This window comes from Burkholderia sp. SRS-25 (assembly GCF_004343765.1).
GTDB classification, from domain to species: Bacteria; Pseudomonadota; Gammaproteobacteria; order Burkholderiales; family Burkholderiaceae; genus Burkholderia; species Burkholderia contaminans.
The window spans coordinates 168832-194708 of the sequence record NZ_PTXM01000005.1; the positions used below are offsets into that span (position 1 = coordinate 168832).

The 25877-nt window shown below is 70.2% G+C and carries 23 protein-coding genes and 1 riboswitch; of the genes, 8 read left to right on the plus strand and 15 right to left on the minus strand.

The features are described 5' to 3' along the window. Positions 1–29: 29 nt before the first annotated feature. Genes C5O79_RS07405 through cbiE form a run of 3 tightly spaced genes read right to left on the minus strand, consistent with a single transcriptional unit; the run spans position 30 to position 3099 of the window. Complete coding sequence (locus C5O79_RS07405) at positions 30–761, minus strand: cobalt-precorrin-6A reductase (RefSeq protein ID WP_122473923.1); 732 nt, start codon at positions 759–761, stop codon at positions 30–32. Further along, entirely contained in the window at positions 758–1846 is a 1089-nt protein-coding gene (locus C5O79_RS07410) for a cobalt-precorrin-5B (C(1))-methyltransferase (protein ID WP_122473922.1), read from the minus strand. The genes C5O79_RS07405 and C5O79_RS07410 overlap by 4 nt, the downstream gene beginning before the upstream one ends. Beyond that, a complete protein-coding gene (gene cbiE, locus C5O79_RS07415) occupies positions 1846–3099 on the minus strand; it encodes a precorrin-6y C5,15-methyltransferase (decarboxylating) subunit CbiE (RefSeq protein WP_122473921.1) in 1254 nt (417 codons plus the stop codon). Before cbiE ends, C5O79_RS07410 begins: the two co-directional genes overlap by 1 nt. Positions 3100–3362: 263 nt before the next feature. Continuing rightward, a riboswitch (cobalamin riboswitch) is annotated at positions 3363–3554 on the plus strand. Between the two features lie 106 nt (positions 3555–3660). Between cbiE and cobG the strand changes: the two genes are divergently transcribed. From cobG to cobJ, 4 genes are read left to right on the plus strand one after another with little or no spacing between them, the layout of a single operon-like run. Continuing rightward, positions 3661–5025, plus strand: coding sequence for a precorrin-3B synthase (gene cobG / locus C5O79_RS07420; RefSeq protein WP_236862283.1), 1365 nt, complete (start codon positions 3661–3663; stop codon positions 5023–5025). After that, a complete protein-coding gene (locus tag C5O79_RS07425) occupies positions 5018–5644 on the plus strand; it encodes a precorrin-8X methylmutase (protein ID WP_046545711.1) in 627 nt (208 codons plus the stop codon). Before cobG ends, C5O79_RS07425 begins: the two co-directional genes overlap by 8 nt. Beyond that, complete coding sequence (locus C5O79_RS07430; RefSeq protein WP_046545710.1) at positions 5641–6375, plus strand: precorrin-2 C(20)-methyltransferase; 735 nt, start codon at positions 5641–5643, stop codon at positions 6373–6375. Before C5O79_RS07425 ends, C5O79_RS07430 begins: the two co-directional genes overlap by 4 nt. Further along, a complete protein-coding gene (gene cobJ / locus C5O79_RS07435) occupies positions 6372–8111 on the plus strand; it encodes a precorrin-3B C(17)-methyltransferase (protein ID WP_122473919.1) in 1740 nt (579 codons plus the stop codon). The genes C5O79_RS07430 and cobJ overlap by 4 nt, the downstream gene beginning before the upstream one ends. A 5-nt stretch (positions 8112–8116) precedes the next feature. Here the strand turns inward: cobJ and C5O79_RS07440 are convergent, their stop codons facing one another. Continuing rightward, on the minus strand, positions 8117–9325 hold the full coding sequence (locus tag C5O79_RS07440; protein WP_122473918.1) for an MFS transporter: 1209 nt from the start codon (positions 9323–9325) through the stop codon (positions 8117–8119). Between the two features lie 94 nt (positions 9326–9419). Between C5O79_RS07440 and C5O79_RS07445 the strand changes: the two genes are divergently transcribed. Further along, positions 9420–10322: a LysR substrate-binding domain-containing protein gene (locus tag C5O79_RS07445; protein ID WP_122473917.1), complete on the plus strand. Its 903-nt coding sequence runs from the start codon at positions 9420–9422 to the stop codon at positions 10320–10322. Between the two features lie 273 nt (positions 10323–10595). Beyond that, positions 10596–11951 carry a chitinase gene (locus C5O79_RS07450; protein ID WP_122473916.1) on the plus strand — a complete coding sequence of 452 codons (1356 nt, stop codon included), beginning with the start codon at positions 10596–10598 and terminating at the stop codon, positions 11949–11951. A 104-nt stretch (positions 11952–12055) separates the two neighbouring features. Here C5O79_RS07450 and C5O79_RS07455 read toward each other — a convergent pair whose 3' ends face one another. From C5O79_RS07455 to C5O79_RS07465, 3 genes are read right to left on the minus strand one after another with little or no spacing between them, the layout of a single operon-like run. Next, positions 12056–12799 carry an IclR family transcriptional regulator gene (locus tag C5O79_RS07455; RefSeq protein ID WP_122473915.1) on the minus strand — a complete coding sequence of 248 codons (744 nt, stop codon included), beginning with the start codon at positions 12797–12799 and terminating at the stop codon, positions 12056–12058. A gap of 60 nt (positions 12800–12859) precedes the next feature. Beyond that, entirely contained in the window at positions 12860–14026 is a 1167-nt protein-coding gene (locus C5O79_RS07460) for an acyl-CoA dehydrogenase family protein (RefSeq protein WP_122473914.1), read from the minus strand. Positions 14027–14045: 19 nt separating this feature from the next. Next, complete coding sequence (locus C5O79_RS07465; protein ID WP_122473913.1) at positions 14046–15212, minus strand: CoA transferase; 1167 nt, start codon at positions 15210–15212, stop codon at positions 14046–14048. 274 nt (positions 15213–15486) lie between these two features. On the opposite strand from C5O79_RS07465, the gene C5O79_RS07470 reads away from it, so the two are divergent. Both C5O79_RS07470 and C5O79_RS07475 read left to right on the plus strand, forming a co-directional pair. After that, a complete protein-coding gene (locus tag C5O79_RS07470; RefSeq protein WP_047850898.1) occupies positions 15487–15747 on the plus strand; it encodes a hypothetical protein in 261 nt (86 codons plus the stop codon). Positions 15748–15897: 150 nt separating this feature from the next. Then, positions 15898–16320: an NUDIX domain-containing protein gene (locus C5O79_RS07475; RefSeq protein ID WP_046545701.1), complete on the plus strand. Its 423-nt coding sequence runs from the start codon at positions 15898–15900 to the stop codon at positions 16318–16320. A gap of 21 nt (positions 16321–16341) precedes the next feature. On the opposite strand, the gene C5O79_RS07480 is transcribed toward C5O79_RS07475, so the two are convergent. The 8 genes from C5O79_RS07480 to C5O79_RS07515 all read right to left on the minus strand — a co-directional run bounded on the left by C5O79_RS07480 (position 16342) and on the right by C5O79_RS07515 (position 25700). Continuing rightward, positions 16342–16668: a low molecular weight protein tyrosine phosphatase family protein gene (locus C5O79_RS07480; RefSeq protein ID WP_071334455.1), complete on the minus strand. Its 327-nt coding sequence runs from the start codon at positions 16666–16668 to the stop codon at positions 16342–16344. A gap of 31 nt (positions 16669–16699) precedes the next feature. After that, on the minus strand, positions 16700–17272 hold the full coding sequence (locus C5O79_RS07485; protein ID WP_122473912.1) for a DUF1993 domain-containing protein: 573 nt from the start codon (positions 17270–17272) through the stop codon (positions 16700–16702). A 174-nt stretch (positions 17273–17446) separates the two neighbouring features. After that, the gene (locus tag C5O79_RS07490; protein ID WP_047850899.1) at positions 17447–17899 is read right to left on the minus strand and encodes a YaiI/YqxD family protein; all 453 of its coding nucleotides are present in this window, start codon (positions 17897–17899) and stop codon (positions 17447–17449) included. Positions 17900–17960: 61 nt separating this feature from the next. Then, entirely contained in the window at positions 17961–18569 is a 609-nt protein-coding gene (locus C5O79_RS07495; protein WP_047850900.1) for a VWA domain-containing protein, read from the minus strand. 68 nt (positions 18570–18637) lie between these two features. Continuing rightward, positions 18638–19714: an ATP-binding protein gene (locus C5O79_RS07500; RefSeq protein ID WP_046545697.1), complete on the minus strand. Its 1077-nt coding sequence runs from the start codon at positions 19712–19714 to the stop codon at positions 18638–18640. Next, positions 19711–23520, minus strand: coding sequence for a cobaltochelatase subunit CobN (gene cobN / locus C5O79_RS07505; RefSeq protein WP_122473911.1), 3810 nt, complete (start codon positions 23518–23520; stop codon positions 19711–19713). The genes C5O79_RS07500 and cobN overlap by 4 nt, the downstream gene beginning before the upstream one ends. 6 nt (positions 23521–23526) lie before the next feature. Continuing rightward, positions 23527–24615, minus strand: a complete 1089-nt coding sequence (gene cobW, locus C5O79_RS07510; protein ID WP_046545695.1) for a cobalamin biosynthesis protein CobW — start codon at positions 24613–24615, stop codon at positions 23527–23529. Between the two features lie 26 nt (positions 24616–24641). Beyond that, positions 24642–25700, minus strand: coding sequence for a HoxN/HupN/NixA family nickel/cobalt transporter (locus C5O79_RS07515; RefSeq protein WP_046545694.1), 1059 nt, complete (start codon positions 25698–25700; stop codon positions 24642–24644). Positions 25701–25877: the final 177 nt, after the last annotated feature.

Below are 25877 nucleotides of genomic sequence, written 5' to 3' on the forward strand. Positions count from 1 at the left end.
CAATTCATGGGATGACCGGCCGCGCGGCGTCACGCGCGTGCGGCCGGATCGAGCGCGTCGATGAGCGCCGCGGCCGAGTCGAACACACGATCGGCGTCGGGCAGCGGCGGCCGGCGCAGCATCACGACCGGCAGCCTGCGTTCGCGCGCGACATCGAGCTTGGCTTCCGTGGCCGCGCCGCCGCTGTTCTTGCTGACGACGACGTCGATGCCCGTCAGCGCGAACAGCGCGCGCTCGCCGTCGAGCGTGAACGGCCCGCGCGCGGCGACGATCTGCGCGCGCGCGTTGCCGGGATGCGCGTCGAGGCAGCGCACGAGCCAGAACTGGTGCGGCGGGATCGTATCGAGATGCGCGAGCGGTTCGCGGCCGAGCGTGAACAACGGCCGCCTGAACGGCGCGAGCGCGGCCTCGATGCCGGCCCAGTCGTCGACCATGCGCCAGTCGTCACCGGGTTGCGGCACCCACGGCGCGCGGCGCAGCGCCCACAACGGCACGCCCGCTTCACGCGCGGCGGCTGCGGCATTCGCGCTGATCCGCGCGGCATACGGATGCGTTGCGTCGATCACGAGGCCGATGCCGGCGTCGCGCAGATAGGTAGCCAACCCGGCCGCGCCACCGAAGCCGCCGATGCGCACGTCGCAGCGCAGGTCGTCGGGCACCTTGCCGAGGCCGGCCAGGCTGTACACATGATGCGAGCCGAGCGCGCGAGCGATCTTCAGCGCATCGCCGGTGCCGCCGAGCAGCAGGATGCGCGTGCTCATCGCGCCTCCCCGATGATGCGGCCCTGCCGGTCGATCGCGAACATCTCGATGGCCACCGACGGCGGCACGATGTCGCGCGCGACGCGCAGCGCCTGTGCACAGACGAGATCGCCGAGCGGCACGCCGTCGGCGTGCGCAAGCTTCAGCGCTTCCTGGCTCGTGTTCGCGGCGCGCATCGCGCCTTGCAGCGCATCGCTGGCGCCGGCTTCGGCCGCCCACTGCGCGAGCAGCGGCAGGTCGATGCTCGAATGGCGGCTGTGCAGGTCGAGATGGCCTGCCGCGAGCTTGCTGAGCTTGCCGAAGCCGCCGCACATCGACAGCCGCACGACCGGCGCGCGCCGCAGGTGCTTGAGCACCGCGCCCGCGAAATCGCCCATCTCGATCAGCGCCATGTCGGGCAATTGATAGTGCGCGCGCATCGCATCCTCGCTTGCGTTGCCGGTGCACGCGGCAATGTGCGTGATGCCGTTCGCGCGTGCGACGTCGATGCCCTGGTGGATCGACGCGATATAGGCCGAACACGAGAACGGCCGCACGATGCCGGTCGTGCCGAGGATCGACAGCCCGCCGACGATGCCGAGGCGCGGGTTCATCGTCTTCAGCGCGAGCGCTTCGCCGCCTTCGACGCCGATCGTCACGTCGAAGCCGCCCGCATAGCCATGCTCGGCCGCCAGCGCTTCCAGGTGCGTCGTCATCATCTGGCGCGGCACCGGGTTGATCGCCGGTTCGCCGACCGGCAGCGTCAGCCCCGCGCGCGTGACCGTGCCGACGCCCGGCCCCGCATGAAACCGCACGCCGGGCGCCGCCGCGAGCGCGACGCGCGCGAAGATCAGCGCACCGTGCGTGACGTCCGGATCGTCGCCGGCATCCTTGATCGTGCCGGCTTCCGCACCGTCGGCCGTCGCCCGGCAGAACTCGAGCCGCATCATCACGCGCTGCCCCTTCGGCAGCACGATCTCGACCGCGTCGTCCGCCCGGCCCGCGAGCAGCAGCCGCGCGGCGGCGAGCGACGTCGCGGTCGCGCAGCTGCCGGTCGTATAGCCGAAGCGTAGCGGTGCGGGCTGTTCGGGGGTCTCGTCGCGCATCACGCGTCCGTCGTGTTCGTCGTGGCCGACGACGCGGATGTGTCGGCCGGGTCGGGCTTGCGCGCGTCGTACAGCGTGACCGGCAACGGTTGTCGCCACGTATCGAAGCGGCCGAGCGGCTCGGCATGCGCGAGCGACACGCGCGTGAGCGTGCCGCCGTGCGCATCGCGCCACGCGGCGAGCGTCATCTCGCCCTGCAGCGTGACCGCGTTCGCGACCAGCCGGCCGCCGGGCCTCAGCGCTGCCCAGCACGCGTCGAACACGCCGGGCGCGGTCGCCCCGCCGCCGATGAAGATCGCGTCGGGCGCGGCGAGCCCCGTGAGCGCATCGGGCGCGCGGCCCGCGACGAGCTGCAGGCCCGGCACGCCGAGCGCGTCACGGTTGTGCTCGATGAAGCGCTGCCGCTCCGCATGCGCTTCGATCGCGATCGCCTGGCATGACGGATGCGCGCGCATCCATTCGATGCCGATCGAGCCGCTGCCGGCGCCGACGTCCCACAGCAACTCGCCGGGCGCGGGCGCGAGACGCCCCAGCGTCATCGCGCGCAGGTCGCGCTTGGTGAGCTGGCCGTCATGACGGTACGCATCGTCGGGCAGGCCGGGCGTGAGCGCGCGGCGCGGCGCATCGGGGCCGGCCAGGCAGTCGAGCGCGACCAGGTTGAGCGCGGCCGTTTCGTCGATGCGCCAGTCCTGCGCGAGCCCGTCGAGACGGCGCTCGAGCGGGCCGCCCAGATGTTCGAACACGCTGATGCGCGTCGGCCCGAAGCCGCGTGCGACGAGTTCGGCCGCGACGGCGGCCGGCGTGCGGCCGTCGGCGCTCAGCACGAACAGGCGTCGGCCGGGCAGCAGGTGACGCGCGAGCGTCGCCAGCGGGCGGCCGACGAGCGAAATCGCGCCGACATCCTGCAGCGCCCAGCCGAGGCGCGCGGCCGCGAGCGACAGCGACGACGGCGCAGGCAGGATGCGCCATTCGTCGGGGGAAAGCTGGCGCGCGAGCGTGGCGCCGACGCCGAACAGCATCGGGTCGCCGCTGGCGAGCACGCAGACGGGCGACGCGCGTCGAGCCAGCACGCCCGCCAGATCGAACGGCGACGGCCACGTTTCGCGCGCGGCCGGCAGCCGCGCGGGCAGCATGTCGAGATGCCGCTTCGCGCCGACGACGAGCGTCGCGTCGAGCAGCGCGCGACGCGCGCTGCGTCCGAGCCCCGCGTAACCGTCGTCGCCGATGCCCACTACTGTCAGCCACGCCGTCATGCACCCTTCCCCATCGTTCGATTTCCTACCGTTTGTTGCGATGCGCGGCGGCCGGGCTGCCGCGCGTTGATTCGTTGCTGATTCCGATCCTGATCCGCCTCCGCGCCGTGCACGTCGGCCGCCGGTGCGATACGGCCCGGCCATCGGGTGCCGAGCCGCCAATCGTACCATTGACGCGGCAGCACAAAACCGGCTGCAGCCGTGCTGCGACGCGGTTGTGCGACGCATCGCCGATGCCGGATCGTCGCGAAAATCGGGTATCCTACGGCCGTTCGTTCGCCGGTGCCCCTCGGGGCCGAAGAGGGAACACAGGGCGCGCCACGCGCCGCTGTGGCTGCCCCCGCAACTGTAGACAGCGAGCCGATCTCCCCCTCATGCCACTGGTTCCACCGGGAAGGCCGGGAGTCGGCGCCGACCTGTCAGCCAGGAGACCTGCCGGCCAGAAAGTGCGTGCGTGCCAGTCGGCGTCGGGCGGGGTGTACCGATGCGTTGGCCGCGGCGCGACACTGCCCCGGTACCCCGTTGAGTTCCGCCCCCGTTTCGATTCCTGCATCGCCTGTCATGCGCCCGTCGGCCTGCCCGGGGCTCGTGCGCGTGGTTGCGGCCGCCGACGGCGGACTGTGCCGGATCAAGCTGCCGGGCGGCCGGCTCGACGCGCGCCAGGCGCGTGCGATCGCCGCCGCCGCGCGGGTATTCGGCTCCGGCGCGATCGACGCGACCAATCGCGCGAATCTCCAGTTGCGCGGCATTCGCGACGGCGCGGCCGACGCGCTGACGCGCGCGTTGCTCGACGCGGGTCTCGGCCCGTCCGTCGACGCCACGTCGAATGCCGCCGCCGACGCGGCGGCGCTCGCCGCGAGCGACGACGTGCGCAACCTGATGCTCAGCCCGCTCGCCGGCCACGACCCTGCCGCGCTCGTCGACAGCCGCGCGCTCGCCGTGCCGCTCTTCGACATGCTGGCGCGCGAGCCCCGCCGTGGCGAGTTGTCGCCGAAATTCTCGATCCAGCTCGACGGCGGCGAATCGGTTGCGGCGCTCGATCATCCGCACGACATCTGGCTGGCCGCCTGGCGTCGCGGCGACGGCGCGATGCGTATCGCAGCCGGGCTGGCCGGCTGCCCGCCGGTTGCACACGACGACCCGCCCGCTTCGGTCGATGTCGCGCCCGATCAAGCCGCTGCGCTGGTTCGCGCGCTGCTGCTCGCGTTTCTCGATCTCGCACCGGCCGACGTCACGCGGCTACGCGCGCTGCTCGCCACCTGCGGCGAACGCGCATTGCTGGAACGCGCGCAGCAATACCTGCCCTTCCCGCTTGCAGCCGATCCGGCGCTCGCCGGGTGGCGCCGCACGTGCACCGACCCGACGCTGCGTTTCGGCGTGCGCCCGTCGCTCGATGCGGCGCGCTGCAACGTCGGCGCCCAATTCGTGCTCGGCCGGCTCGATGCGACGCAACTGGAACGGCTCGCCGCGCTGGCCGAAACCGACGGCGACGGCACGCTGTCGATGACGCCGTGGCAAGGCGTGTTCCTGCATGACGTATCGCGCGCACGCGCACCGGCCACGCTCGATGCGCTCGCGTCGCTCGGCCTCGTCTGCGCGTCGTCCGACCCGCTCGCTGCGCTCGTCGCGTGCACCGGCAGCGCGGGCTGCGCGAAGGCGCGCGCCGACACGAAGCACGACGCACTCGCGCTCGCCGCCCGCATCGGCCACGCAGTCGACGTGCACCTGACCGGTTGCGAGCGCCACTGCGCGCTGCCGCATCCCGCGACGCACACGCTCGTCGCGGTTGCGCCCGCGCACTACGACCTTTACCGGCGCGACGCCGCTGCGGGCCTCGGCGCCCCGCTCGCGCGCCATCTGACGATTGACCAGGCCGCGGCCCGACTGACGGGCGCGCGGCACAGCCAGGACACCACCGATGCTTGACTACATTCGCGACGGGCAGGAAATCTACCGCCAGTCGTTCGCGACGATCCGCGCCGAGGCCGACCTGTCGCAGGTTCCGCCCGACCTCGAGAAACTCGCGGTGCGCGTGATCCATGCGTGCGGGATGGTCGACGTCGTCTACGACCTGCGCTTCTCGGCCGGTGCCGGCACGGCGGGCCGCACGGCACTCGCGGCCGGCGCGCCGATCCTGTGCGACGCGAGGATGGTCGCCGAAGGCATCACGCGCGCGCGGCTGCCGGCCGACAACCGCGTGATCTGCACGCTCGGCGAGCCCGAGGTGCCCGATCTCGCGCGGCATCTCGGCAACACGCGTTCGGCCGCCGCGCTCGAGCTGTGGCGTCCGCACCTCGCGGGCAGCGTCGTCGTGATCGGCAATGCGCCGACCGCGCTGTTCCATCTGCTCGACATGATCGACGCCGGCGCGCCGCGCCCCGCGCTGATCCTCGGTTTCCCGGTCGGCTTCATCGGCGCGGCCGAGTCGAAGGCGCTGCTCGATGCCGACAGCCGCGGCGTGCCGTACGTCGCGCTGCTCGGCCGGCGCGGCGGCAGCGCGATGGCGGCGGCTGCGGTCAACGCACTCGCGACGGAGGTCGAATGAGTACCGCGCGCGGACGCCTGTTCGGGGTCGGTGTCGGCCCGGGCGACCCCGAACTGATGACGATCAAGGCGCTGCGCGTGCTGCAGGCCGCGCCGGTTGTCGCGTATTTCGTCGCGAAGGGCAAGAAAGGCAATGCGTACGGGATCGTCGAATCGCACCTGCAGGACGGGCAGACGCAACTGCCGCTCGTCTATCCGGTGACGACCGAGGCATTGCCGCCGCCGCTGTGCTACGAGACGGTGATCGCCGACTTCTACGACACGGCCGCCGAGATCGTTGCCGCGCATCTCGACGCGGGGCGCGACGTCGCGGTGATCTGCGAAGGCGATCCGTTCTTCTACGGCTCCTACATGTACCTGCACGACCGCCTCGCGCCGCGCTACGACACCGAGGTGATCCCCGGCGTGTGTTCGATGCTCGGCGGCACCGCGGTGCTCGGCCAACCGCTCGTCTATCGCAACCAGAGCCTGTCGGTGCTGTCGGGCGTGCTGCCCGAGCCCGAACTGCGCGAACGGCTCGCGCGGGCCGACGCGGCCGTCGTGATGAAGCTCGGCCGCAATTTCGACAAGGTGCGGCGGGTGCTCGACGAACTGGGGCTCGCGAAGCGCGCGCTGTATGTCGAGCGCGCGACGATGGCGAGTCAGCGCATCGTGCCGCTCGACGAAGTCGATCCGATGGCGTCGCCGTATTTCTCGCTGCTCGTCGTGCCGGGGGAAAAATGGCAAGGATGACGACTCCGCCCGCGATCGTGATTCTCGGCGCGGGCGCGCTCGATACCGCGCGGCGCATCCAGGCGCGCTATCCGGGTGCGCTCGTGCACGGCCTCGCATCGCGCGTCGCGGCCGACGTGCCGTTCGACGATCTCGGCGCGCACCTGCGTGAACTCTATGCGCGCGGCCTGCCGATCGTCGCGCTGTGCGCGGCCGGCATCGTGATCCGCTGCATCGCCGCCGCGCTTGCCGACAAGGGCGTCGAGCCGCCCGTGCTCGCCGTGGCGGAAGACGGCTCGGCGGTCGTGCCGCTGCTCGGCGGGCTGACGGGCGTGAACGTGATCGCGCGGGAAATCGCCGCATGCGTCGGCGTTGCGCCGGCGATCACGACGAGCGGCGAACTGCGCTTCGGCGCATGCGTACTCAATCCGCCGGCGGGCTATGCGCTCGCCGATCTCGGCCAGGGCAAGCGCTTCGTATCCGATCTGCTCGCGGGCGCGTCGACGCGTATCGACGGCGCGGCGCCGTGGCTCGACGATGTCGCGCTGCCGCGCGACGATGCGGCCATGCATGCGATCCGCGTAACCCCCGATGCATGGCGCGGTGCGCGCGACGAACTCGTGATTCATCCGCGCAGCGTGGTGGTCGGCGTCGATGCGCAGGCTATCCACGCGGATGAAGCGCTTGCCGCCCGCATCGATGCCGCGCTCGATTCGCAAGGTCTCGCACGACTGGCGCTCGCGGCCATCGTTGCGCCCGCATCGGAAATCGGTAATGCCGTGCTGGAAGAAGCCGCGCAAACGCTCGACGTGCCGCTGCGCTTCGTCGATGCCGAAACCGAAACCGAAACCGAAACCGACGCTGACGCTGACGCGACCGATGATGCGGTCACCCTGCTCGGCCACGCGCTGCGCGTCGCACACACGCTGCGCGCCACGACGAACGGCATCGCATGCGCGGTCGCGTCGCATCCCGTCGATCCCGCCACGCTCGGCCGGGTGCGCGGCCGCCTGACGGTGCTCGGCCTCGGCCCGGGCGGCGCCGCGTGGCTCACGCCGGCCGCGCGCACCGCGCTTGCGGACGCAACCGACATCCTCGGCTACACGACCTACGTGAACATGGCCGGCCCGTTCCGCGATGACCAGCGCGTGCACGGCACCGACAATCGCGAAGAGATGCAGCGTGCACGCCATGCGTTCGAACTCGCGGCCGAGGGCCGGCGCGTCGCGGTCGTGTCGTCGGGCGACCCGGGCGTATTCGCGATGGCCGCGGCCGTGCTCGAAGCACTCGACGAAGCGCGCGATCCGCACTGGGCCGCGGTCGACCTGCGCATCGAACCCGGCATCTCGGCGTCGCTCGCGACGGCCGCGCAGGCCGGCGCGCCGCTCGGCCATGATTTCTGCGCGATCTCGCTGTCGGACAACCTGAAGCCGTGGGACGTGATCGAGAAGCGCCTGAGCCATGCGGCGCAGGCCGATCTCGTGATGGCGTTCTACAACCCGATCTCGCGCGCGCGGCCGTGGCAGCTCGATCGTGCGCTCGATGTCGTGCGCACGCACCGCCACGCCGATACGGTGGTCGTGCTCGGCCGCGACATCGGCCGGCCGGGCGCGACGCTCACGACGACGACGCTCGGCGCGCTGCGCAGCGATCAGGTCGACATGCGCACGATGGTGATCATTGGTTCGTCGACGACGCGCCGCTTCGCGATCGGCAACGCACGCGAGTGGGTCTATACGCCGCGCTGGTATCGCTGAACCGGTCAACGCGTCGGCGTGACGCCGCGGGCGTCGGCCTGCGCGGTGCCGGCTGCGCCGTCGGCATGCCAGAACCGGTACACGAGCATGCCGACGATCGCCTGCGCCGCGACCACGAACGCGACGCAGCCGGCCCATCCCCACCGATGCCAGCCCGGCACCGGCAGGATCGAGCCGAGGCTGCCGCCGAAGTAATAGCAGGACAGGTAGATGCCGATCGCCGTCGAGCGGGCGCTCGACGCCGCCTGCGAGATGAACGTGTTGGCCGACGCCTGTTCGACGAACACGGCGGTCGAGCCGAGCGCGAGGCCGGCCAGGATCACCGGCACGTTGTCGGACAGCGTGAGCAGCGCCCCGCCGATCGCGAGCGCGGCCGCGGCAAGCCCCGGCGCGCGCGGGCCGCGATGCCGCGCGACGCGTCCTGCCAGCGGGGTCACGACCACCGCCACCAGAAACACCGCGTAGATCGCGCCGATCCCGACCGTGCCGAAGCCGAACGGCGCGCGGGCCAGGCGCAGGCCGACGAACGTAAACGTCGCGACTTGCGACGCGAGCACGCATGCGCCGATCGCGAACGACGCGAGCAGCGGGCCACGCGTGACGATGCGCGACGACGGCCCCGCACCGCTATCCGCATCGTGCTCGACGTGCCGCGCGATCCCGCCGGACGCCGGCAGGCTCGCGTAGATCGCGACGCCCGTGACGAGACACAGCGCCGCGACGACGTCGAGCGCATGCCGCCAGCCCCACATCGACGTCATCAGGTTGGTCGCGAAGCGGCCGGCGAAGCCGCCGAGCGTTGTGCCGGCGACGAACAGCGCACTGATCTCGGCCGACGTACCGCGATCGAAGCGCTCGGCGATATAGGTGATCGACAGCGCAAAGACGAACGGCATGACGAGACCGGCTGCAAAGCGCGCGCCGAGAAACGACGCGAAACTCCCCGCATGCGCGGACCACACGACCGGCAGCGCGACGGCCACCGCCGCGAGCGAGATCGCGACGCGCCGCTCGATGCGCGCGGCCAGCACGCCGACGAACGGCGCGATAATGGCGACGGCCGTCGTGGTGGCGCTCACGCCCTGCCCCGCGCGCTCCGCGCTGACACCGAAGGTGGCCGCGAGTTCGTGCAGGATGCCCTGCGTCGAATACAGATTGAGAAACGCGGCGAAGCCGCAGAGAAAGAACGCGATGCGCGTGGTCCTGTCGTTCATCGGAGCGGCCTGTTCGTCGATGCCGACAGTCTGACGAGTGCGCCGCAGGCACGCCAATACCGTTTTCAACGCCATTGATACCGGAACCACAACAATGCTCGACCTGCGCCGCCTCCGCTATTTCGTGGTCGTCGCCGACGAACTGCACTTCGGCCGCGCGGCGTTGCGCCTGCGGGTCGCGCAGCCGCCGCTGACGCGCCATATCGCCGCGCTGGAAAGCGAGCTCGGCGTACGGCTGTTCGAACGTTCGACGCGCGCGGTGCGGCTGACGCCGGAAGGCGCCGCGTTCCTCGACCATGCGCGCAACGTCGTCAGCGCGGCCGCCGAGGCCGAGGCGAGCGCGCGCAAGATCGCGCAGGGCATCGCCGGGCGGATCGTGATCGGCTATGCGAGTTCGATTCCGATGTCCGACACGTTCCCGGACGTCATCCGCGTCGCGAGCCGGACGATGCCCGACGTCGAACTCGCGTTTCGCGAGGCGGCGACCGCGAGCCAGCGCCAGCAGATCGCGGACGGCACGATGGACATCGGTTTCGGCTGGGCGTGGGACGGTGCGCCCGGCGTGCCGGTGGCGTCACTGGTCGTGTCGCGCGAACCGCTCGTCGCGGCCGTGCCGGCCGGTGATCCGCTCGCGAGCCGTGCGAGCGTCGACGTCGCCGAGCTTGCGAACGCAACCTTCGTCACCTTTCCGCCCGGTTACGGTTCGGCACTGACTGCGGCGCTGGACGACCTGTGCGCGCAAGCCGGATTCGCGCCGCGGATCGGCGCGACCGCCGCACAGATCACGACGCTCGTGTCGCTGGTGGCCGCCGAGCGTGGCATCGCGATCGTGCCGGGCTTCACGGCCACGCTGCAGCGTCCGGGCGTGGTCTACGTGCCGCTTGCCGGCACGCGCGCGGTCGAGCAGATCGTGTCGTGGAACGAGCCGTTCGCGTCGGCGTGCGTCGAGCGCTTCGTCGCACTGGCACGCTCGCTCGCGCAGCCACCATCGGCCTGATGCCATCGGCCTGATGCGTCGCGAACGACGCGCATGGGGCCACTCGCGATCGGCGCGATCGATCGGAAAAATCACCCGTGTCACGCATTCCGCAACTGTGTCGAATCGGCAAGATCGTTACGTATCGGGAATCAAATAACAAAAAGAACTCCTGACCATTCACTATTCGACGCGATTCCTCCAAGATGGGCACGCCGCCGGCCGGGCATGCCCGGTCGCCCGACCGGCGGCGATACGCAGGCCAGCGTATCCCTCTTCCACTTGGAGAACACAATGAACAACAATGTGTTGCCGCGTTTCATCCCGCGCGCATTGGCGGCGGGTTGCCTGCTTGCCGTGGCGAGCGTGTCCCAGGGCGCCGGCGTCTATGCGCCCTATGTCGACGTGACGCTCTATCCGACACCGCTCGTCGACCAGATCGGCGTCCGGCAAGGCATCCAGCAGTTCACGCTCGCGTTCGTGGTCGCGGGCAACGGTTGCGTGCCGTCCTGGGGCGGCGTTCAGCCGATCGGCAACGGCGCGAGCGGCGGCCTGCTGACCGCGCTGTCGACGTCGATCGCGAGTTATCGCGCGAAAGGCGGCGAAGTCGCCGTGTCGTTCGGCGGGGCGAACGGCACGCCGCTGATGCAGGCATGCTCGACGGTCCCCGCGCTGGCGAGCGCGTACCAGACCGTGATCGACACGTACGGTCTCACGCACGTCGACTTCGACATCGAAGGCGCGTCGCAAACCGACACGGCCGCGGTCGCGCGCAACTTCCAGGCGGTCACGCAGCTGCAGGCGAGCTATGCGGCGAAAGGCAAGCCGCTGCACGTCACGCTGACGCTGCCGACGATGCCGACCGGGCTCACGCAGGATGGCCTGAACGTCGTCAACGCGGCGATCTCGAACCGCACTGCGTTCGATGCGGTGAACGTGATGGCGATGGACTACGGCCCCGCGAACCTCGACATGGGCGCGGCCGCGATCAGTGCCGCGCAGGCGCTGTACTCGCAACTCGATACGGCCTTCAAGTCGGCCGGCCAGCCGAAGACCCATGCGCAGCTCTGGCAGATGGTCGGCGTCACGCCGATGATCGGCGCGAACGACGTGCAGGGCGAAACCTTCACGCTCGCGAATGCGCAGAGCGTGCTGAACGCGGCGGTCAGCAACGGCTACGGCTTCTTCGGCAACTGGTCGGTCGGCCGCGACCAGGCGTGCCCTTCCGGCGGCACGTATGCGTCGCCGACCTGCTCGGGCGTCGCGCAGCAGCCGTACGCGTTCGCGACGATCTTCAAGCAGCTCGACGGCAAGTGGGGCGCGGGCGTCACGCAGGATCCGAACTACGGTGGCGGCTCGAACGGCGGCACGCCGCAGCCGGGCGCGCCCTGGGCGGCCGGCCAGGTCTATACGGCCGGCGCGACGGTCACCTACCAGGGCACGACGTACCAGGCGCAATGGTGGACGCAGGGCGACGTGCCCGGCCAGGCCGCCGTGTGGAAGGCGGTGGGCGGCGGCACGGCCACGTGGTCGGCGACCACCGCGTATTCAGGCGGCACCTGCGTGATGTACCAGGGCGCGAAATACTGCGCGAAATGGTGGACGCAAGGCGACAACCCGAGTGCGGGCGGTGTGTGGGTGAAGTCGTGATGCGGCGGAACGGCCGTCGCTAGGCTTCAGGCCTGTGCATCGCGGGCCGTTCACGGCGATCGCGAGCTACCGGATCGTCGCCGGACGGCCCGCGGGCCGGCGCGCTAGCCGCGCGCGTGCTCGGCCAGCAGTCTGGCCTTCGCGTCGACGAGCAGCGCGGCATGCATGTCGCGATGCTGGCGAATCCGCTCGGTCGGCCCGACCACCGACAGCCCGTACCAGTCGCCGTCGAGCGTCAGCGCGACCGCGATCGCCGACAGCTCGGGCGCGCTCTCGCCGACGTTCTCGGCCCAGCCGAGTTCGCGAAACCGGGCGGTTTGCGCGACGAGCGCAGGCAGGTCCGCCACCGTCGCATCGGTGAGGCGTTCGAACGGCAACTGCATGCCGAGCGCCTGCTGCGCGTCGCTCGCCAGTTCCGCGAAAATTGCCTTGCCGATCGAGTTCGCATGCAGCGGGCGCAGTTCGCCCGGCGCGCGCGTGTAGCGGATCGCCTGCTCCGATTCGACGACGTCGAGATACGTGACCGATACGCCCTGGATCTTGCCGAGTACGGCCGTCTCGTGGCTCGCGTCGCGCAGCGCGACGAGATGCGGATGGACGATGTCGACGACCGGATCGGTCGCGTCGATTGCGGCGGCGATCGTCTGCAGGCGGCGCGTCGGGTAGTAGCCACCGCGCTTGCGCACTTCGTACAGGTAGCCGCGGCTCACGAGCGTGCGCGCCATCGCGAGACAGCTCGACGCCGGCACATTGAGCAGGCGCGCGAGTTCGGTGAGCGGCAGCGGCCGCCGTTCGGCGGCGAACAGCTCGAACAGGTCGAGCGTGCGGGCAACGAGTTTGACGTCCATGACGAGCGCTTGAATCGGAACGGGAAACCGCGCACCGGGCCGGCCGCCGGGTCGGTACGGTCAGTACGACTTCGGCAGCCCGAGCACCTTCTCCGCGATGTAGCACAGGATCAGTTGCGGACTCACGGGTGCGAGCCTCGGAATCATACACTCGCGCAGGTAGCGCTCGACATGGTATTCCTTCGCGTAGCCCATCCCGCCGTGCGTCGCGACCGCCGTCTGGCACGCCTGGAACGCGGCTTCCGCGCCGAGGTATTTCGCGGCGTTGGCCTCCGCGCCGCACGACTGCCCCGCGTCGTAGCGCGTCGCGGCCTTCATCACCATCAGCCACGCGGCCTCGAGCTGCATCCACGCCTGCGCGAGCGGATGCTGGATCGACTGGTTCTGCCCGATCGGCCGGCCGAACACGACGCGCTCGCACGCGTACTGCGTCGCGCGCCGCAGCGCGGCCTGCCCGAGCCCGATCGCCTCCGCGGCGATCAGGATCCGTTCGGGATTCAGCCCGTGCAGCAGGTAGCGGAAACCGTCGCCTTCCTGGCCGATCAGGTCGCCTTCCGGCACACGCAGGTTGTCGATGAACAGCATGTTCGAATCGACCGCCTTGCGGCCCATCTTGTCGATCTCGCGCACCTCGACACAAGAGCGGTCGAGATCGGTATAGAACAGGCTCAGCCCGTCGGTCGGCTTCGCGACCTGGTCGAGCGGCGTCGTGCGCGCGATGATCAGCATCTTGTTCGCGACCTGCGCGGTCGAGATCCAGATCTTGCGCCCGCTCAGCAGGTAATGGTCGCCGTCGCGGCGCGCCTGCGTGGTCAGGTGCGTGGTGTCGAGGCCCGCATCGGGTTCCGTCACCGCGAAGCACGCCTTGTCGCGCCCGGCGATCAGCGGCGGCAGGAAGCGCGCCTTCTGCGCGTCGGTGCCGAACACCTGCACCGGGTTCAGCCCGAAGATGTTCATGTGGACGGCCGACGCGCCGGACAGGCCGGCGCCCGATGCGCTGATCGTGCGCATCATCAGCGCGGCCTCGGTCATCCCGAGCCCGGCGCCGCCATGGGCCGGGTCCATCGCGATGCCGAGCCAGCCGGCCTCGGCGAGCGCCGCGTGGAAATCGGCCGGAAACCCGCCCGCGCGATCGCGTTCGAGCCAGTAGTCGTCGCCGAAGCGCGCGCAGATTTTCTCGATCGCGCTTTCGATCGCGCGCTGGTCATCGGTCAGGTCGAACTGCATGGAATGCACTCCCGTCCGGTCAGTTCTGGCGTGTGTCGTGGTCGTTGGCGTCCGCGTCGGCGAACACCTGGGCCGCGTGTTCGTTCAGCGCGGGCGGCGGCCGCCGGTATGTGGCCGGCGTGCGGCCGAGCTTGATCGGCGACGCGATGCCGCGATGCCGGCCCAGCTCGACCTTCATCTGCCGATGCGCGACATGCGGATGGTCGAGCGCCGCATCGAACCCGAGCACCGGTGCGCACGGCACGCCGCGGCGCATCAGCTGCTCGGCGAGCGCCGCGCCGTCGTGTCCGGCCAGCGCCGTTTCGAGCAACGTGCGCAGTGCGGCGCGGTTCGCGCTGCGCGCGCGGTTGTCCGCGAAACGCGGATCGTCGAGCCAGTCGCGCGTGCCGAGCACGTCGCACAAGCCCGCGAACTGCCCGTTGTTGCCGACCGCCAGAAAGATGTCGACGCCTGCCGTCGGAAAGCTGTCGTACGGCGTGATGTTCGGATGCGCATTGCCGGTGCGCACGGGGGCCTTCCCCGAATGGAAGAAGTTCGGCGTATGCGGATGCAGGATCGACAGCGCGCAGTCGAACAGCGTCGATTCGACGAACTGGCCGCGGCCGCTCGCATCGCGCTCGCGCAGTGCCATCAGCACGCCGAGCGCCGCGTTCAGCCCGGTGACGAGATCGACGATCGGCACGCCGACCCGCAGCGGCGCGCCACCGGCTTCGCCATTGACGCTCATCAGCCCCGCGAGCGCCTGCACGGCCGCGTCGTAGCCGGGCAGCCCGCCGAGCGGGCCGTCCGCGCCGAAGCCCGATACACGGCAATGAACGAGGCGCGGAAACCGCGCATGCAGCGCGTCGAAGCCGAGCCCCCAGCGCTCCATCGTGCCGATCTTGAAGTTCTCGACGATCGCGTCCGCGTGTTCGAGCAGGCCGAGCAGCCGCTCGCGGTCGGCCGGTTGCGTCAGGTCGAGCGCGATACCGAGCTTGTTGCGGTTCACGCCGAGGAAGTACGACGCGGTGTCGCCGTCGAACGGCGGGCCCCAGGCGCGCGTCTCGTCGCCGGACGGCGGTTCGACCTTGATCACCTCCGCGCCGTGGTCGGCCAGGATCTGCGTGGCATAGGGGCCACCCAGCACCCGCGACAGATCGATGATGCGCAATCCCGCCAGCGCGCCCTGCTGCTCGTGTTCCGCCATGCGTCCCGCTCCTGGTTCCGGTTGATCGGACGGCCGGCCCCGGTGGTCCCGCGCCTGCGGCGCGATCTTCCGGATTCGGCGGATAATTCTTGTGCGTGAATTTATATTCACACTCAGGAATTGTGTTGTCAACTCCGGCGGCGCCCTGAGGCGACGCGGAAGACGCCGCCGCGCGCAAGTGGGACGGTGCCCCACACGGGCCGGTTGCGGCCGCGCCCCGCCTTTCGTAAGCTGGCGGGCAATCTTCATCTCAAAAAAATCGGACGGATCATTCATGAAACGGATGTTGCTCGCGGCCTTCGTGCTGGCGTCGACGCTGGGCGTCGGACATGCGCAAACCCAGACGTTCCATTTCGGCGAAGGACAGACCGGGATGCCGGGTGGCGCGCCGCAGTCGGCCTCACCGGCCGCACGGCCCGCGCCCGCGCGCCGGCACGTCACGCCGCCGCCGTCCCACCATCGGCGCGCCGTTCACAAGCGCCGCCAGCCGCGCCACGCGAAGCCCGCGCGCAGCGGCATCTATACGCACGCGTGACCCGGCGGTCGTCCCGCGCAGGCGTGCATGGAACTGTCATGAACGACCGCTAAGATCGCGACGGGTGCCTGTACGCCGCTGTAGCCTGCTGCCGGGCAACGCGCCGCCGACACGCAATTTCTCCACGATTCAGCACCTGTTTTACCGAACATGAGTACCGGGCTGGACACTCTCGCCGTCATCAAGGAACGCGCCACGATCGTGTGCCGTCAGCGCAGCAGCGTGCTGCTGGTTGCCCGCGCCGCGTCGCGCTGGTCGCTGCCGGGCGGCACGATCCGGCGTGGCGAAACGCCGCTCGATGCTGCATTGCGGGAGCTTGCCGAGGAAACCCGGCTGGAGGGGCTCGCGCTCGACTACGCGGTGCAGTTCGGCGGGTTGACGAAGCTTCATCACGTGTTCGTGGCCGACGTGCCGGCGCACCTGACGCCGCGCGCGAGCAACGAGATCGCCCGCTGCAAGTGGTTCACGGTCGACCGGCTCGACACGCTGCGTGCGAGCGTGCCGACGCGCAAGATCATCGAGCTGCTGCGTCTCGACGGTTTTTCGGCGATCGCGAACGGCCGGCTGCGCTGACGTCGATAGCGCCTGCGCCGGTCACGCGCGCAGCAACGGGCCGGCCTTGCGTTCGAGCAGCGTGACGAGTTCCGGCTGCATGTATGCATAACGGTCGGGAATGTCGAGGCAGACGATCTTCTTGTGCCGCAGATGCGCGCCGAATTGCGCCGCCAGCCGCGCCTTGTGCGCGCGCTCCATCACGAATACGACGTCGGCCCAGTCGAGCTGCTCGGCGGACACGCGCGTGTCCGCATCGGGGGCGAGGCCCGCCGAGTCGGTTTCGACGCCAGGCCATGCGGCGAACACCGCTTCGGCCGTCGGGCTGCGCAGCCGGTTGCGGCTGCAGAGGAAGAGTGCCCGCGTCATGTCGCTTCGCAGATGCCCGACGCCCGCCCGATCAACCTTGCGGAATCGTGCCCGGCCGGACGTACGCGAGCATGTGCGGCACGTAGTCGGCCTTGCCGAGCTCGACGCCATGGTGGCGCAGGATCGCGTACGCGGTGATCGCGTGGAAGTAGAACTGCGGCAGCGCCCAGTCGCGCGCGTACTGTTCGCCCGTCATGTCGAACGCGATCCCGTTCGGCATGTCGAGCGCGATCGGCAGCGCGGCACCGCCATCGAGCGCATCCGGTGCGAGGTCGCCGAGAAACGTGAGCGTGCCGGCGATGATCGCCTGCGCATCGGCGAGCGTGCCGGGCTGCGCATCCGCATTCCATCCCGCCTCGCGCAATGCGAGCAGTGCGGCCGGCAGCGGCTCGCCGCGCAGCCGGTGGACGGGCTCCATCGCCTGGAAGCAAGAGAAGCGCGCCTGTGCCGCGAGCGGATACATGTCGGGCGCCAGCTTCAGCGACATCGCCGCGTCGGGCGCGTCGCCCGCGGCCTGGCGGTGTGCGGCAGCCTTGTCGAGCCACGCGGACTGCGCGCGCAGCATCTGGGTGAAGGTCGGAACGAGAAGTTGAGTCGGTGACACGCGTGCGCTCCTATGCTGTGTTGTGGTTTGCGCCACGATAGCAGCGCAGGGACAAACCTGCATCCTCGAATAGGCGACGAGCGCGATTCAACGCGGATTCGGTGAGGTAGCGCATGGCGCGCGGGTGGAGCCCCACGCAGGGCGATCACGACACGTGGCCGCCTCGATGCAACCTCAAGGCTTGCCGTGCCGCACCAGGAACCGGTCGAACTGCGACGCAAACGCCTTGCCGTCGCGTGCGCTGAACGGCGCCGGCCCGCCCGTGTCGATGCCCGCGCTGCGCAACTGGTCCATCATCGCGCGCGTCGACAGGCGTTCCTCGATGTTCTCGCGGCTGAACCAGTTGCCGCGCGGGTCGAGCGCATGCGCGCCCTTGTCGAGCACGGCGGCGGCCAGCGGGATGTCGGCGGTGATCACGAGGTCGCCCGCTTCCACCAGCTCGACGATGCGCGCATCGGCCACGTCGAAGCCGGCCGGCACCTGCACCGCCTTGATGAACGGCGATGGCGGCGTGCGCAGAAACTGGTTCGCGACCAGCGTCACGCAGATTTCGGCACGACGCGCGGCGCGAAACAGCATGTCCTTGATGACGGCGGGACACGCGTCGGCATCGACCAGTACTTGCATGGCGGGGTTTTCCAATGGGTTGAAGCAGAAGCGGCGATCATAGCGCACCGCCGGCCGGCCATCAGCCGGCGCGGCCCGTGCACAGCGCGTCGGCCATCACCCACTGCGCGCCCCACGCGTCGGCCAGCCGCGCGCCCTGCCCGATCCGCACGGCTGCATCATCGAAGTCGACGAACACGACGTGATCGGCCGCCGCGGGTTTCGCGGGCGTCTCGCGCGTGCGTCCGTCGGACAGCACCCACAGCCAGCGCTGCCTGGCCGGCTCACGCCGCGCCGCGCGCGCGAGCAATTGCGCGGCGGCCGCGATACCGTCCGCGAGCGGAGTACCGCCGCCGCCTTCGACCGGTTCGAGCCAGCGCGCATTCCACCAGCGCGGCACGGCCGGGCCGAAGCGCCGCACGGCGCCATGGCCGCCGAAGCAGATCAGCGCGGTTTCGACGCGGTCGCGCGCGGCCTGGTCGAAATACGCGACGATCAGCCCCTTCGCCAACGCGAGCCGCTCGTGCGACAGCATCGACGCCGAACAGTCGAGCACGAAGCAATGCAGTGCGTGCGGCGTGCCGGCGTGTTTCCGGTAGCGCAGATGGTCGCGATGCAGCGCGCTGCCGCGTTTCGCGGCGAGCGTCGCGGGCCATGCCACAGCCGTGCCGGCGCGCACCGTGCCCGGCACGCGCGCGGCTGCGCCTGATTGCCATCGAGGACCGCGAACGGTGTTCGCGGCGGCGCCGGCTCGATGGCTCAGCGTTTTTTTAGCGGCAGCGGCACCACGCCTTTCACGTCGCGCAGCCCGGCCGGCTCGGGCGGCAGGTAGCCCCAGTCGCCCTGCGGTGCGGTGGAATCGTTCTTCGCCACATCCGACGAATCGTCGGGTCGATCGCGCGCATCGGGCGCAGAGCGATCGTTGCGTTCGTCGTCGGGTTGCGGTGCGCCGGACGAGGGCGGCGAGCCCGCGTGGCGCCGGTGCCGCAGCACCGCGTCGGCCACCCGCTCGACATGCGACACCGTCACCGCGTCGGCCTGCTCCAGCGCGGCGAGCGCGCGCGCCGCGCGCAGCATCACGAGATCGGCACGCAGCCCGTCGACGGCCGCGGCGATACACAGCGCGCTGACGCGCGCATGGACTGCATCGTCGAAATCGAGCGCGGCCAGCCGTGCGCGCGCCGCATGAATGCGGTCGCCGAGTTCGTGCTGCGCGGATGCATGACGTGCGCGGAACGCATCGGGATCGAGATCGAACGCGAGCCGCGCCTTCACGATCCGCTCGCGCTGCGCGGCGTCGAAGCAGTTCTCCAGCTCGACCATCAACCCGAAGCGGTCGAGCAGTTGCGGACGCAGCTCGCCCTCCTCCGGATTCATCGTGCCGATGAGCACGAAGCGCGCATCGTGCGCGTGCGACACGCCATCGCGCTCGACGACGTTCACGCCGCTCGCGGCGACGTCGAGCAGCGTATCGACGAGCCCGTCGGCGAGCAGGTTCACTTCGTCGACATACAGCACGCCGAGATGCGCCCGCGCGAGCAGGCCCGGCCGAAAGCGCACGCCGTTCTCGGCGAGTGCATGCGCGAGATCGAGCGTACCCGTCACCTGCTCGTCGCTCGCCGACAGCGGCAGCGTGACGAATTGCCCTTCAGGCAACAGCTCCGCGAGGCCGCGCGCCGCGGTCGATTTCGCGGTGCCGCGCGGCCCGCTCACGAGCACGCCGCCGAGCGACGGGTCGATCGCGGCGAGCAGCAGCGCCTGCTGCAACGCGTCCTGCGCGACGAGCGCCGCAAACGGAAAGACCGCGCGGGCGCGGTGCGTCGTCGGATCGGTCATCGCCGTCCCCCTTCCTGGAGTTGTTCGCTCGCGAGCCAGACCGCTTCGATCCGTTCGCGATAGTTGCCCGGCTGCTGCCACAGGCCGCGCTGCATCGCCTCGACGAAGCGTTCGCAGATGCCGTGCAGCGCCTTCGGATTGTGCCGCTCGAGGAACGCGCGGGTGGCGTCGTCGAACAGGTACGCGTCGGCGACGAGCGCGTACTGGTGGTCGGACAGCACGCGCGCGGTCGCGTCATAGCCGTACAGGTAGTCGACGGTCGCGGCCAGCTCGGCCGCACCCTTGTAACCATGTCGCTTCACGCCGTCGAGCCATTTCGGGTTGACGACGCGCGAGCGGATCACGCGCGCGATTTCCTCGCGCAGCGTGCGCATCTTCGGCGCGGCCGGGTTCGCGTGGTCGCCGTGGTAGATGCTCGGCTGCTGCCCGGACAGGTGCCTCACGGCCGCGGTCATCCCGCCCTGGAACTGGTAGTAGTCGTTCGAATCGAGGATGTCGTGCTCGCGGCTGTCCTGGTTCTGCACGACGACGTCGATCGTCGCCAGCCGCTCGCCGAACACGTCGGCCGCGGCATCGCCCGCGCTGTTCTGCGCGTACGCATGGCCGCCCCACTGGCGGTAGGCATCGGCGAGATCGGCGTCGGTCTGCCAGCGGCGCTGGTCGATCAGGTCCTGCAGGCCGGCGCCGTAGCTGCCCGGCCGCGCGCCGAACACGCGCCAGCCGGCGCGGCGTCGCGCTTCGTCCGGCGCCACGCCCTGCGCCTCCCATTTCTCGCGTTCGCGCTCGATGCGCGCGCGGATCGGGTTCAGCGCCTCGGGCTCGTCGAGCGCGGCCACCGCCTGCACGGCCGCGTCGAACAGGTGCATCAGGTTCGGGAACGCGTCGCGGAAGAAGCCCGACACGCGCAGCGTCACGTCGATGCGCGGCCGGTCGAAGATCTCGATCGGCAGGATCTCGAAGTCGGTCACGCGGTGGCTGCCGTGCGCCCATTTCGGCCGCACGCCGAGCAGCGCGAATGCCTGCGCGATGTCGTCGCCGCCGGTGCGCATCGTCGCCGTGCCCCAGACCGACAGGCCGATCGCGCGCGGATAGTCGCCGTGATCCTGCAGATGGCGCTCGATCAGCTGCTGCGCGGATTTCAGGCCGAGCGACCACGCGGCCTGCGTCGGCACCGCACGCGTGTCGACCGAGTAGAAATTGCGGCCGGTCGGCAATACGTCGGGGCGGCCGCGCGACGGCGAGCCGCTCGGCCCCGGCGGCACGAAACGGCCGTCGAGCCCGCGCAGCAGCTGGCGCATTTCCTCGCCGCCGCACGCATCGAGCGCGGGCAACAGCGTCGCGCGGACGCGTTCGATGACGGCGAGCGTGTGCGGCCAGTCGCCGGGCGGCGGCGTGTCGGTGCACGCGTCGCCGCCGTCGGTTGCGCACAGCCCGTCGAGCCATTGCTGCGCGAGCCGTTCGAGCCGCTCGCGCGTATCGCCCGCATGGCGCCACGGCGATGCGTCGAGCGCCTGCAGGACCGCCGGACGCGGGCCGACCCAAGGCGCGGCCCAGTCGGCCGCGAGCGGATCGAAGTCATCGCCGAGTGCGAGATCGCGTGCGAGCGCGCCGATCAGCCCCGCGCGCGCACCCTTGCCGTCGCCGACCGGAAAGCGCGCGAGCGCGAGCAGCGTATCGCGTCGCTGACGCTCGGCCGGCGATTCGCCGAACACGTGCAGCCCGTCGCGGATCTGCGCTTCCTTCAGTTCGCACAGCCACGCGTCGACGCGCGTGAGCAGCGCATCCTCGTCGCCCGCGTCGCGCGGCGGCGACACGCTCAGTTCGTCGTGCAGCCGATGCTCGGCGATCGTCGCGAGGATCGTCTTGCGCAGCAGCTTCGCGCGCCGCGCATCGACCATCAGCGCTTCGTAGTATTCGTCGACCTGCCGTTCGAGATCCTGCAGCGGGCCGTAGTTTTCCGCGCGCGTGAGCGGCGGCATCAGGTGATCGATGATCACGGCCTGCGCGCGGCGCTTCGCCTGGCTGCCCTCGCCCGGATCGTTGACGATGAACGGATACAGGTGCGGCAGCGGCCCGAGCGTGAGGTCGGGCCAGCACGCGTCGGACAGCGCGACGCTCTTGCCCGGCAGCCATTCGAGGTTGCCGTGCTTGCCGAGGTGGATGACCGCGTCGATGCGATACGCATCGCGCAGCCAGAAATAGAACGCGAGATACGCATGCGGCGGCACGAGATCCGCGTCGTGATAGCTCGCGTAGTCGTTCTCGCCGCGCGAGCGCGACGGCTGGATGCCGACGAACACGTTGCCCGCGCGCCAGCCGGCGATCGTGAAGCGCCCATGCCGCAGCGTCGGGTCGGCTTCGGGCGGCCCCCAGCGTTCGTTCAGCGCATCGCGCACGGCCGCCGGCAGCCGCGCGAAACGCGCGACGTAATCGGCCAGCGGGAAGCTCTGGAATGCAGGGCGCAACGCATGCACGGCCGCGTCGTTGGTCACGCCTTCGGTGAGCCGCGCGATCAGCGCGTCGCCGTCGGGCGGCAGGTCGGCCACCGCGTAGCCCGCGTCGCGCAGCGCCGCGAGCACGCGCAGCGCGGACGCCGGCGTGTCGAGCCCGACCCCGTTGCCGATCCGCCCTTCGCTTTGCGGATAGTTCGCGAGAATCAGCGCGACGCGCTTGTCGGCGTGGTCGAGCGTGCGCAGCCGGCACCAGCCGCGCGCAAGCGCCGCGACGAACGCGATCCGCTCGGCGTCCGGCTGGTAGCGCACGACGTCGACCTCGGTGTGCGGGCAGCGGTATGCGAGCCCCTTGAAGCTCACCGCGCGCGTGACGATGCGCCCGTCGACCTCGGGCAGCGCGATGTGCATCGCGATGTCGCGCGCATGCAGGCCCTGGTTGTCGGCCACCCACGCGTCGCGATTGCCGCCGGACAGGATCACCTGCAATACCGGCGCGTCGCCGGCGAGCACGTCATGCTCCGGGCTGTCGATCGCGCCGGCCGCGAACGCGGTCGTGTTCAGCACGAGCGCGACGTCGTGCGTGTCGCAGAGCTGCGTGATGACTTCGCGGCTGACCGCGTCCTTCAACGACGTGACCGCGATCGGCAGCGGATTCAGCCCTTCGTCGACGAGCGCGTCGGCCAGTGCATCGAACACGGCCGTGTTCGCCGCCTGCCAGTGCGCGCGATAGAACAGGATCGCGACGACGGGCGCGCCGGATGTCCAGCGCGGCCGCCAGTCGTCGACGCTCGCGCGGTCGCGCGCCGGGTGATACAGCGCGGCGGCCGGCAGCGGGCGCGGCGGTTCGGGTTCGTCGCCGAACCCGAGCGTGTGGAAGGCAATGCTGCGCAGCAGCGCCTCGGCGTTGTGCACGCCGCCTTCACGCAGGTAGCGCCACCACAGCCGGCACAGGTCGGGCGCGACGGTGCTTTTCGCGACGAGGTTCGGGTCTTCCTGCAGGTCGCCCGAGAACATCGCGAGCTGCTGCCCGCGCTTCGACGCGAGCGACACGGCCTGCTCGATCCCGTACGGCCAGTACGCCTCGCCGCCGAGATGATCGATCACGACCGACTTCGCATGCTGCAGCACGTCGTCGACGTAGAAATCGACCGACGCCGGCTGCCGCAGGAACGTGACGTTCGCGAGCCGCACGCTCGGGAACCCGGCCGGCAGGTGCGGCACGACGCTCGCGAGGAGCGACAGCGTCGTGTCGGCCGAACTGAGGATCACGATGTCGGCCGGTTGCTGGTCGATCCGGACGACGCCCTGCGTATCGTCGACGAAGCCGCCCGGCGTAGTGCGCAGCAGATGCATCGTGCGTTACGCCTGTTGCGGTTCGGCCGCGCATGCGGCGTCGAACGCGCGTTGCAGCGCGGCCGCGTCGAGATCCTCGCCGATCAGCACGAAGCGGCTCGTGCGCGTTTCGCCGTCCTGCCAGCGACGGTCGAAATAGCTGTCGAAGCGGCGGCCGACGCCCTGGATCACGAGCCGCATCGGCGCGCCGGGCAGCGCGGCGAAACCTTTCGCGCGGTAGATCGTGTGCGCCTCGACGACACGCTGCAGCGCGGCGATCGTCGCTTCGCGCGTACCCGCATCGCCCGACACGACCACCGAGTCGAAATCGTCGTGATGGTGATCGTGATCGCCGTCGTCGGCCGAGCCGTGATGGTCGTGACGCAGGTGGATCGTTTCTTCCGATGCCGATTCGAGGCCGAGCAGCATCGCGAGGTCGAGCTCGCCGCGCGTCGCGCGCACGATCTTCACCTGCGGCGGGATCTCGTCGCGGATCGCGGTTTCGATCTGCGCGAATTCCGGATCGCCGACGAGATCGGCCTTGTTCACGATCACGAGATCGGCGGACGACAGCTGATCGGCGAACAGTTCGTGCAGCGGCGATTCGTGGTCGAGGTTCGGATCGGCGCGGCGCTGCGCGTCGACGGCCTGCGGGTTTTCCGCGAACTGGCCGCTGGCGGCGGCCGGTCCGTCGACCACGGTCACGACCGCGTCGACCGTGAAGCTGTTGCGGATCGTCGGCCAGTTGAACGCCTGCACGAGCGGCTTCGGCAGCGCGAGGCCCGACGTCTCGATCAGCACGTGGTCGATGTCCGCACGGCGCTCGACGAGCGCTTCCATCACCGGATAGAACTCTTCCTGCACGGTGCAGCACAGGCAGCCGTTCGCGAGTTCGTAGAGCTGGCCCGCCGCTTCGCCCTGCGCGCCGTCGGCATCCTCGCAGCCGATGCCGCAGCCCTTGAGGATTTCGCCGTCGATGCCGAGCTCGCCGAATTCGTTGACGATCACCGCGATGCGGCGGCCTTCGGCGTGCTGCAGGATGTGACGCATCAGCGTGGTCTTGCCGCTGCCGAGAAAGCCCGTGACGATCGTGACGGGAAGCTTGCGTAGGGTCATGGTAGGTCCTGTGTCGAATGAGGGAGTCAGGCCGAGAGCGTCACGTCGATCTCGTCGTATCGTTTGAGGCGGTAGATCGCGGCCGATACGATCCAGCACGCGAGGAACAGGCCGATCACGACGTAGCCGAGCATCCCGAAATGCGAGGCGACCAGCGTCGAGAATGCCCAGACGGGGCCCTGCAGCGAGAGTTTGTCGGCGAGCAGCGCGAGCACCTCGATGCCGCCGATCAGCGCGGCGACCAGCACCGACACGAACGTGATCGTCATGTTGTAGTAGATCTTGCGGATCGGCCGCACGTATGCCCAGCGGTACGCGCCCATCATCAGGATCCCGTCGGTCGTGTCGACGAGCGTCATGCCCGCGGTGAACAGCGCCGGCAGCGCCATCACCGACCAGAACGACATGCCGCCCTGCACCTGCGTCGCCGAAATGCCGAACAGCGCGATCTCGGTCGCGGTATCGAAGCCGAAGCCGAACAGGAAGCCGACCGGATACAGGTGCCAGCTGCGCGACACGAGGCGGAACAGCGGACGGAACAGGCGCGCGAGCACGCCGCGCTGGTTCATCAGCATGTCGAGATCGGCATCGACGATCGCCTCGCCGCGGCGGGCCGCGCGAAACGTCCGGTACACGGAGATCAGGATCAGCAGGTTCGCGGCCGCGAGCACCAGCAGGAAGAACGCCGACACGCTCGTGCTGATCACGCCGCCCCAGGTCTTCATGCTCTCGAAGCGCGCGAGCGACGCCGCGGTCAGCGCGACGGCCACCGACATCACGATCACCACGGTCGAATGGCCGAGCGAGAAGAACAGGCCCGCGCCGAGCGGGCTGCGGCCTTCCTGCATCAGCTTGCGCGTGACGTTGTCGATCGCGGCGATATGGTCGGCGTCGACCGCGTGGCGCAGCCCGAACACGTACGCGAGCAGCGCGGTGCCCAGCAGCACGGGCTGGTCGCGAAACGCGACGAAGGCCCAGATCCACGCGGCGACGTTGAACGCGACGAGCAGCGAGTAGATCGCGACGATTTTTCCGCGCAGCCCGGACGGGCTGTCGTTGAACAGGCGGAGGAACGAGTCGAGCATGATGCTCCCTTGCGAACGGTCGACAGGGTGAATGCCAACACGGCTGCCGCGTGCCCTGCCCGTGCCGCCTGTCGCACGCCGCGCCGGCGCATGCATGCAGCGGACGGTTCGGCGGATGAAGCGGGAAACGCTCGGACGTCTGGGCGTACTGCGGCCGTGGACGATGCGCCGCCTCCC

Coding starts and splice junctions, on each gene's coding strand:
- C5O79_RS07405 (WP_122473923.1), bottom strand. CDS start 761: ATGAGCACGCGCATCCTGCTGCTCGGCGGCACCGGCGATGCGCTGAAG.
- C5O79_RS07410 (WP_122473922.1), bottom strand. CDS start 1,846: ATGCGCGACGAGACCCCCGAACAGCCCGCACCGCTACGCTTCGGCTAT.
- cbiE (WP_122473921.1), bottom strand. CDS start 3,099: ATGACGGCGTGGCTGACAGTAGTGGGCATCGGCGACGACGGTTACGCG.
- cobG (WP_236862283.1), top strand. CDS start 3,661: ATGCGCCCGTCGGCCTGCCCGGGGCTCGTGCGCGTGGTTGCGGCCGCC.
- C5O79_RS07425 (WP_046545711.1), top strand. CDS start 5,018: ATGCTTGACTACATTCGCGACGGGCAGGAAATCTACCGCCAGTCGTTC.
- C5O79_RS07430 (WP_046545710.1), top strand. CDS start 5,641: ATGAGTACCGCGCGCGGACGCCTGTTCGGGGTCGGTGTCGGCCCGGGC.
- cobJ (WP_122473919.1), top strand. CDS start 6,372: ATGACGACTCCGCCCGCGATCGTGATTCTCGGCGCGGGCGCGCTCGAT.
- C5O79_RS07440 (WP_122473918.1), bottom strand. CDS start 9,325: ATGAACGACAGGACCACGCGCATCGCGTTCTTTCTCTGCGGCTTCGCC.
- C5O79_RS07445 (WP_122473917.1), top strand. CDS start 9,420: ATGCTCGACCTGCGCCGCCTCCGCTATTTCGTGGTCGTCGCCGACGAA.
- C5O79_RS07450 (WP_122473916.1), top strand. CDS start 10,596: ATGAACAACAATGTGTTGCCGCGTTTCATCCCGCGCGCATTGGCGGCG.
- C5O79_RS07455 (WP_122473915.1), bottom strand. CDS start 12,799: ATGGACGTCAAACTCGTTGCCCGCACGCTCGACCTGTTCGAGCTGTTC.
- C5O79_RS07460 (WP_122473914.1), bottom strand. CDS start 14,026: ATGCAGTTCGACCTGACCGATGACCAGCGCGCGATCGAAAGCGCGATC.
- C5O79_RS07465 (WP_122473913.1), bottom strand. CDS start 15,212: ATGGCGGAACACGAGCAGCAGGGCGCGCTGGCGGGATTGCGCATCATC.
- C5O79_RS07470 (WP_047850898.1), top strand. CDS start 15,487: ATGAAACGGATGTTGCTCGCGGCCTTCGTGCTGGCGTCGACGCTGGGC.
- C5O79_RS07475 (WP_046545701.1), top strand. CDS start 15,898: ATGAGTACCGGGCTGGACACTCTCGCCGTCATCAAGGAACGCGCCACG.
- C5O79_RS07480 (WP_071334455.1), bottom strand. CDS start 16,668: ATGACGCGGGCACTCTTCCTCTGCAGCCGCAACCGGCTGCGCAGCCCG.
- C5O79_RS07490 (WP_047850899.1), bottom strand. CDS start 17,899: ATGCAAGTACTGGTCGATGCCGACGCGTGTCCCGCCGTCATCAAGGAC.
- C5O79_RS07500 (WP_046545697.1), bottom strand. CDS start 19,714: ATGACCGATCCGACGACGCACCGCGCCCGCGCGGTCTTTCCGTTTGCG.
- cobN (WP_122473911.1), bottom strand. CDS start 23,520: ATGCATCTGCTGCGCACTACGCCGGGCGGCTTCGTCGACGATACGCAG.
- cobW (WP_046545695.1), bottom strand. CDS start 24,615: ATGACCCTACGCAAGCTTCCCGTCACGATCGTCACGGGCTTTCTCGGC.
- C5O79_RS07515 (WP_046545694.1), bottom strand. CDS start 25,700: ATGCTCGACTCGTTCCTCCGCCTGTTCAACGACAGCCCGTCCGGGCTG.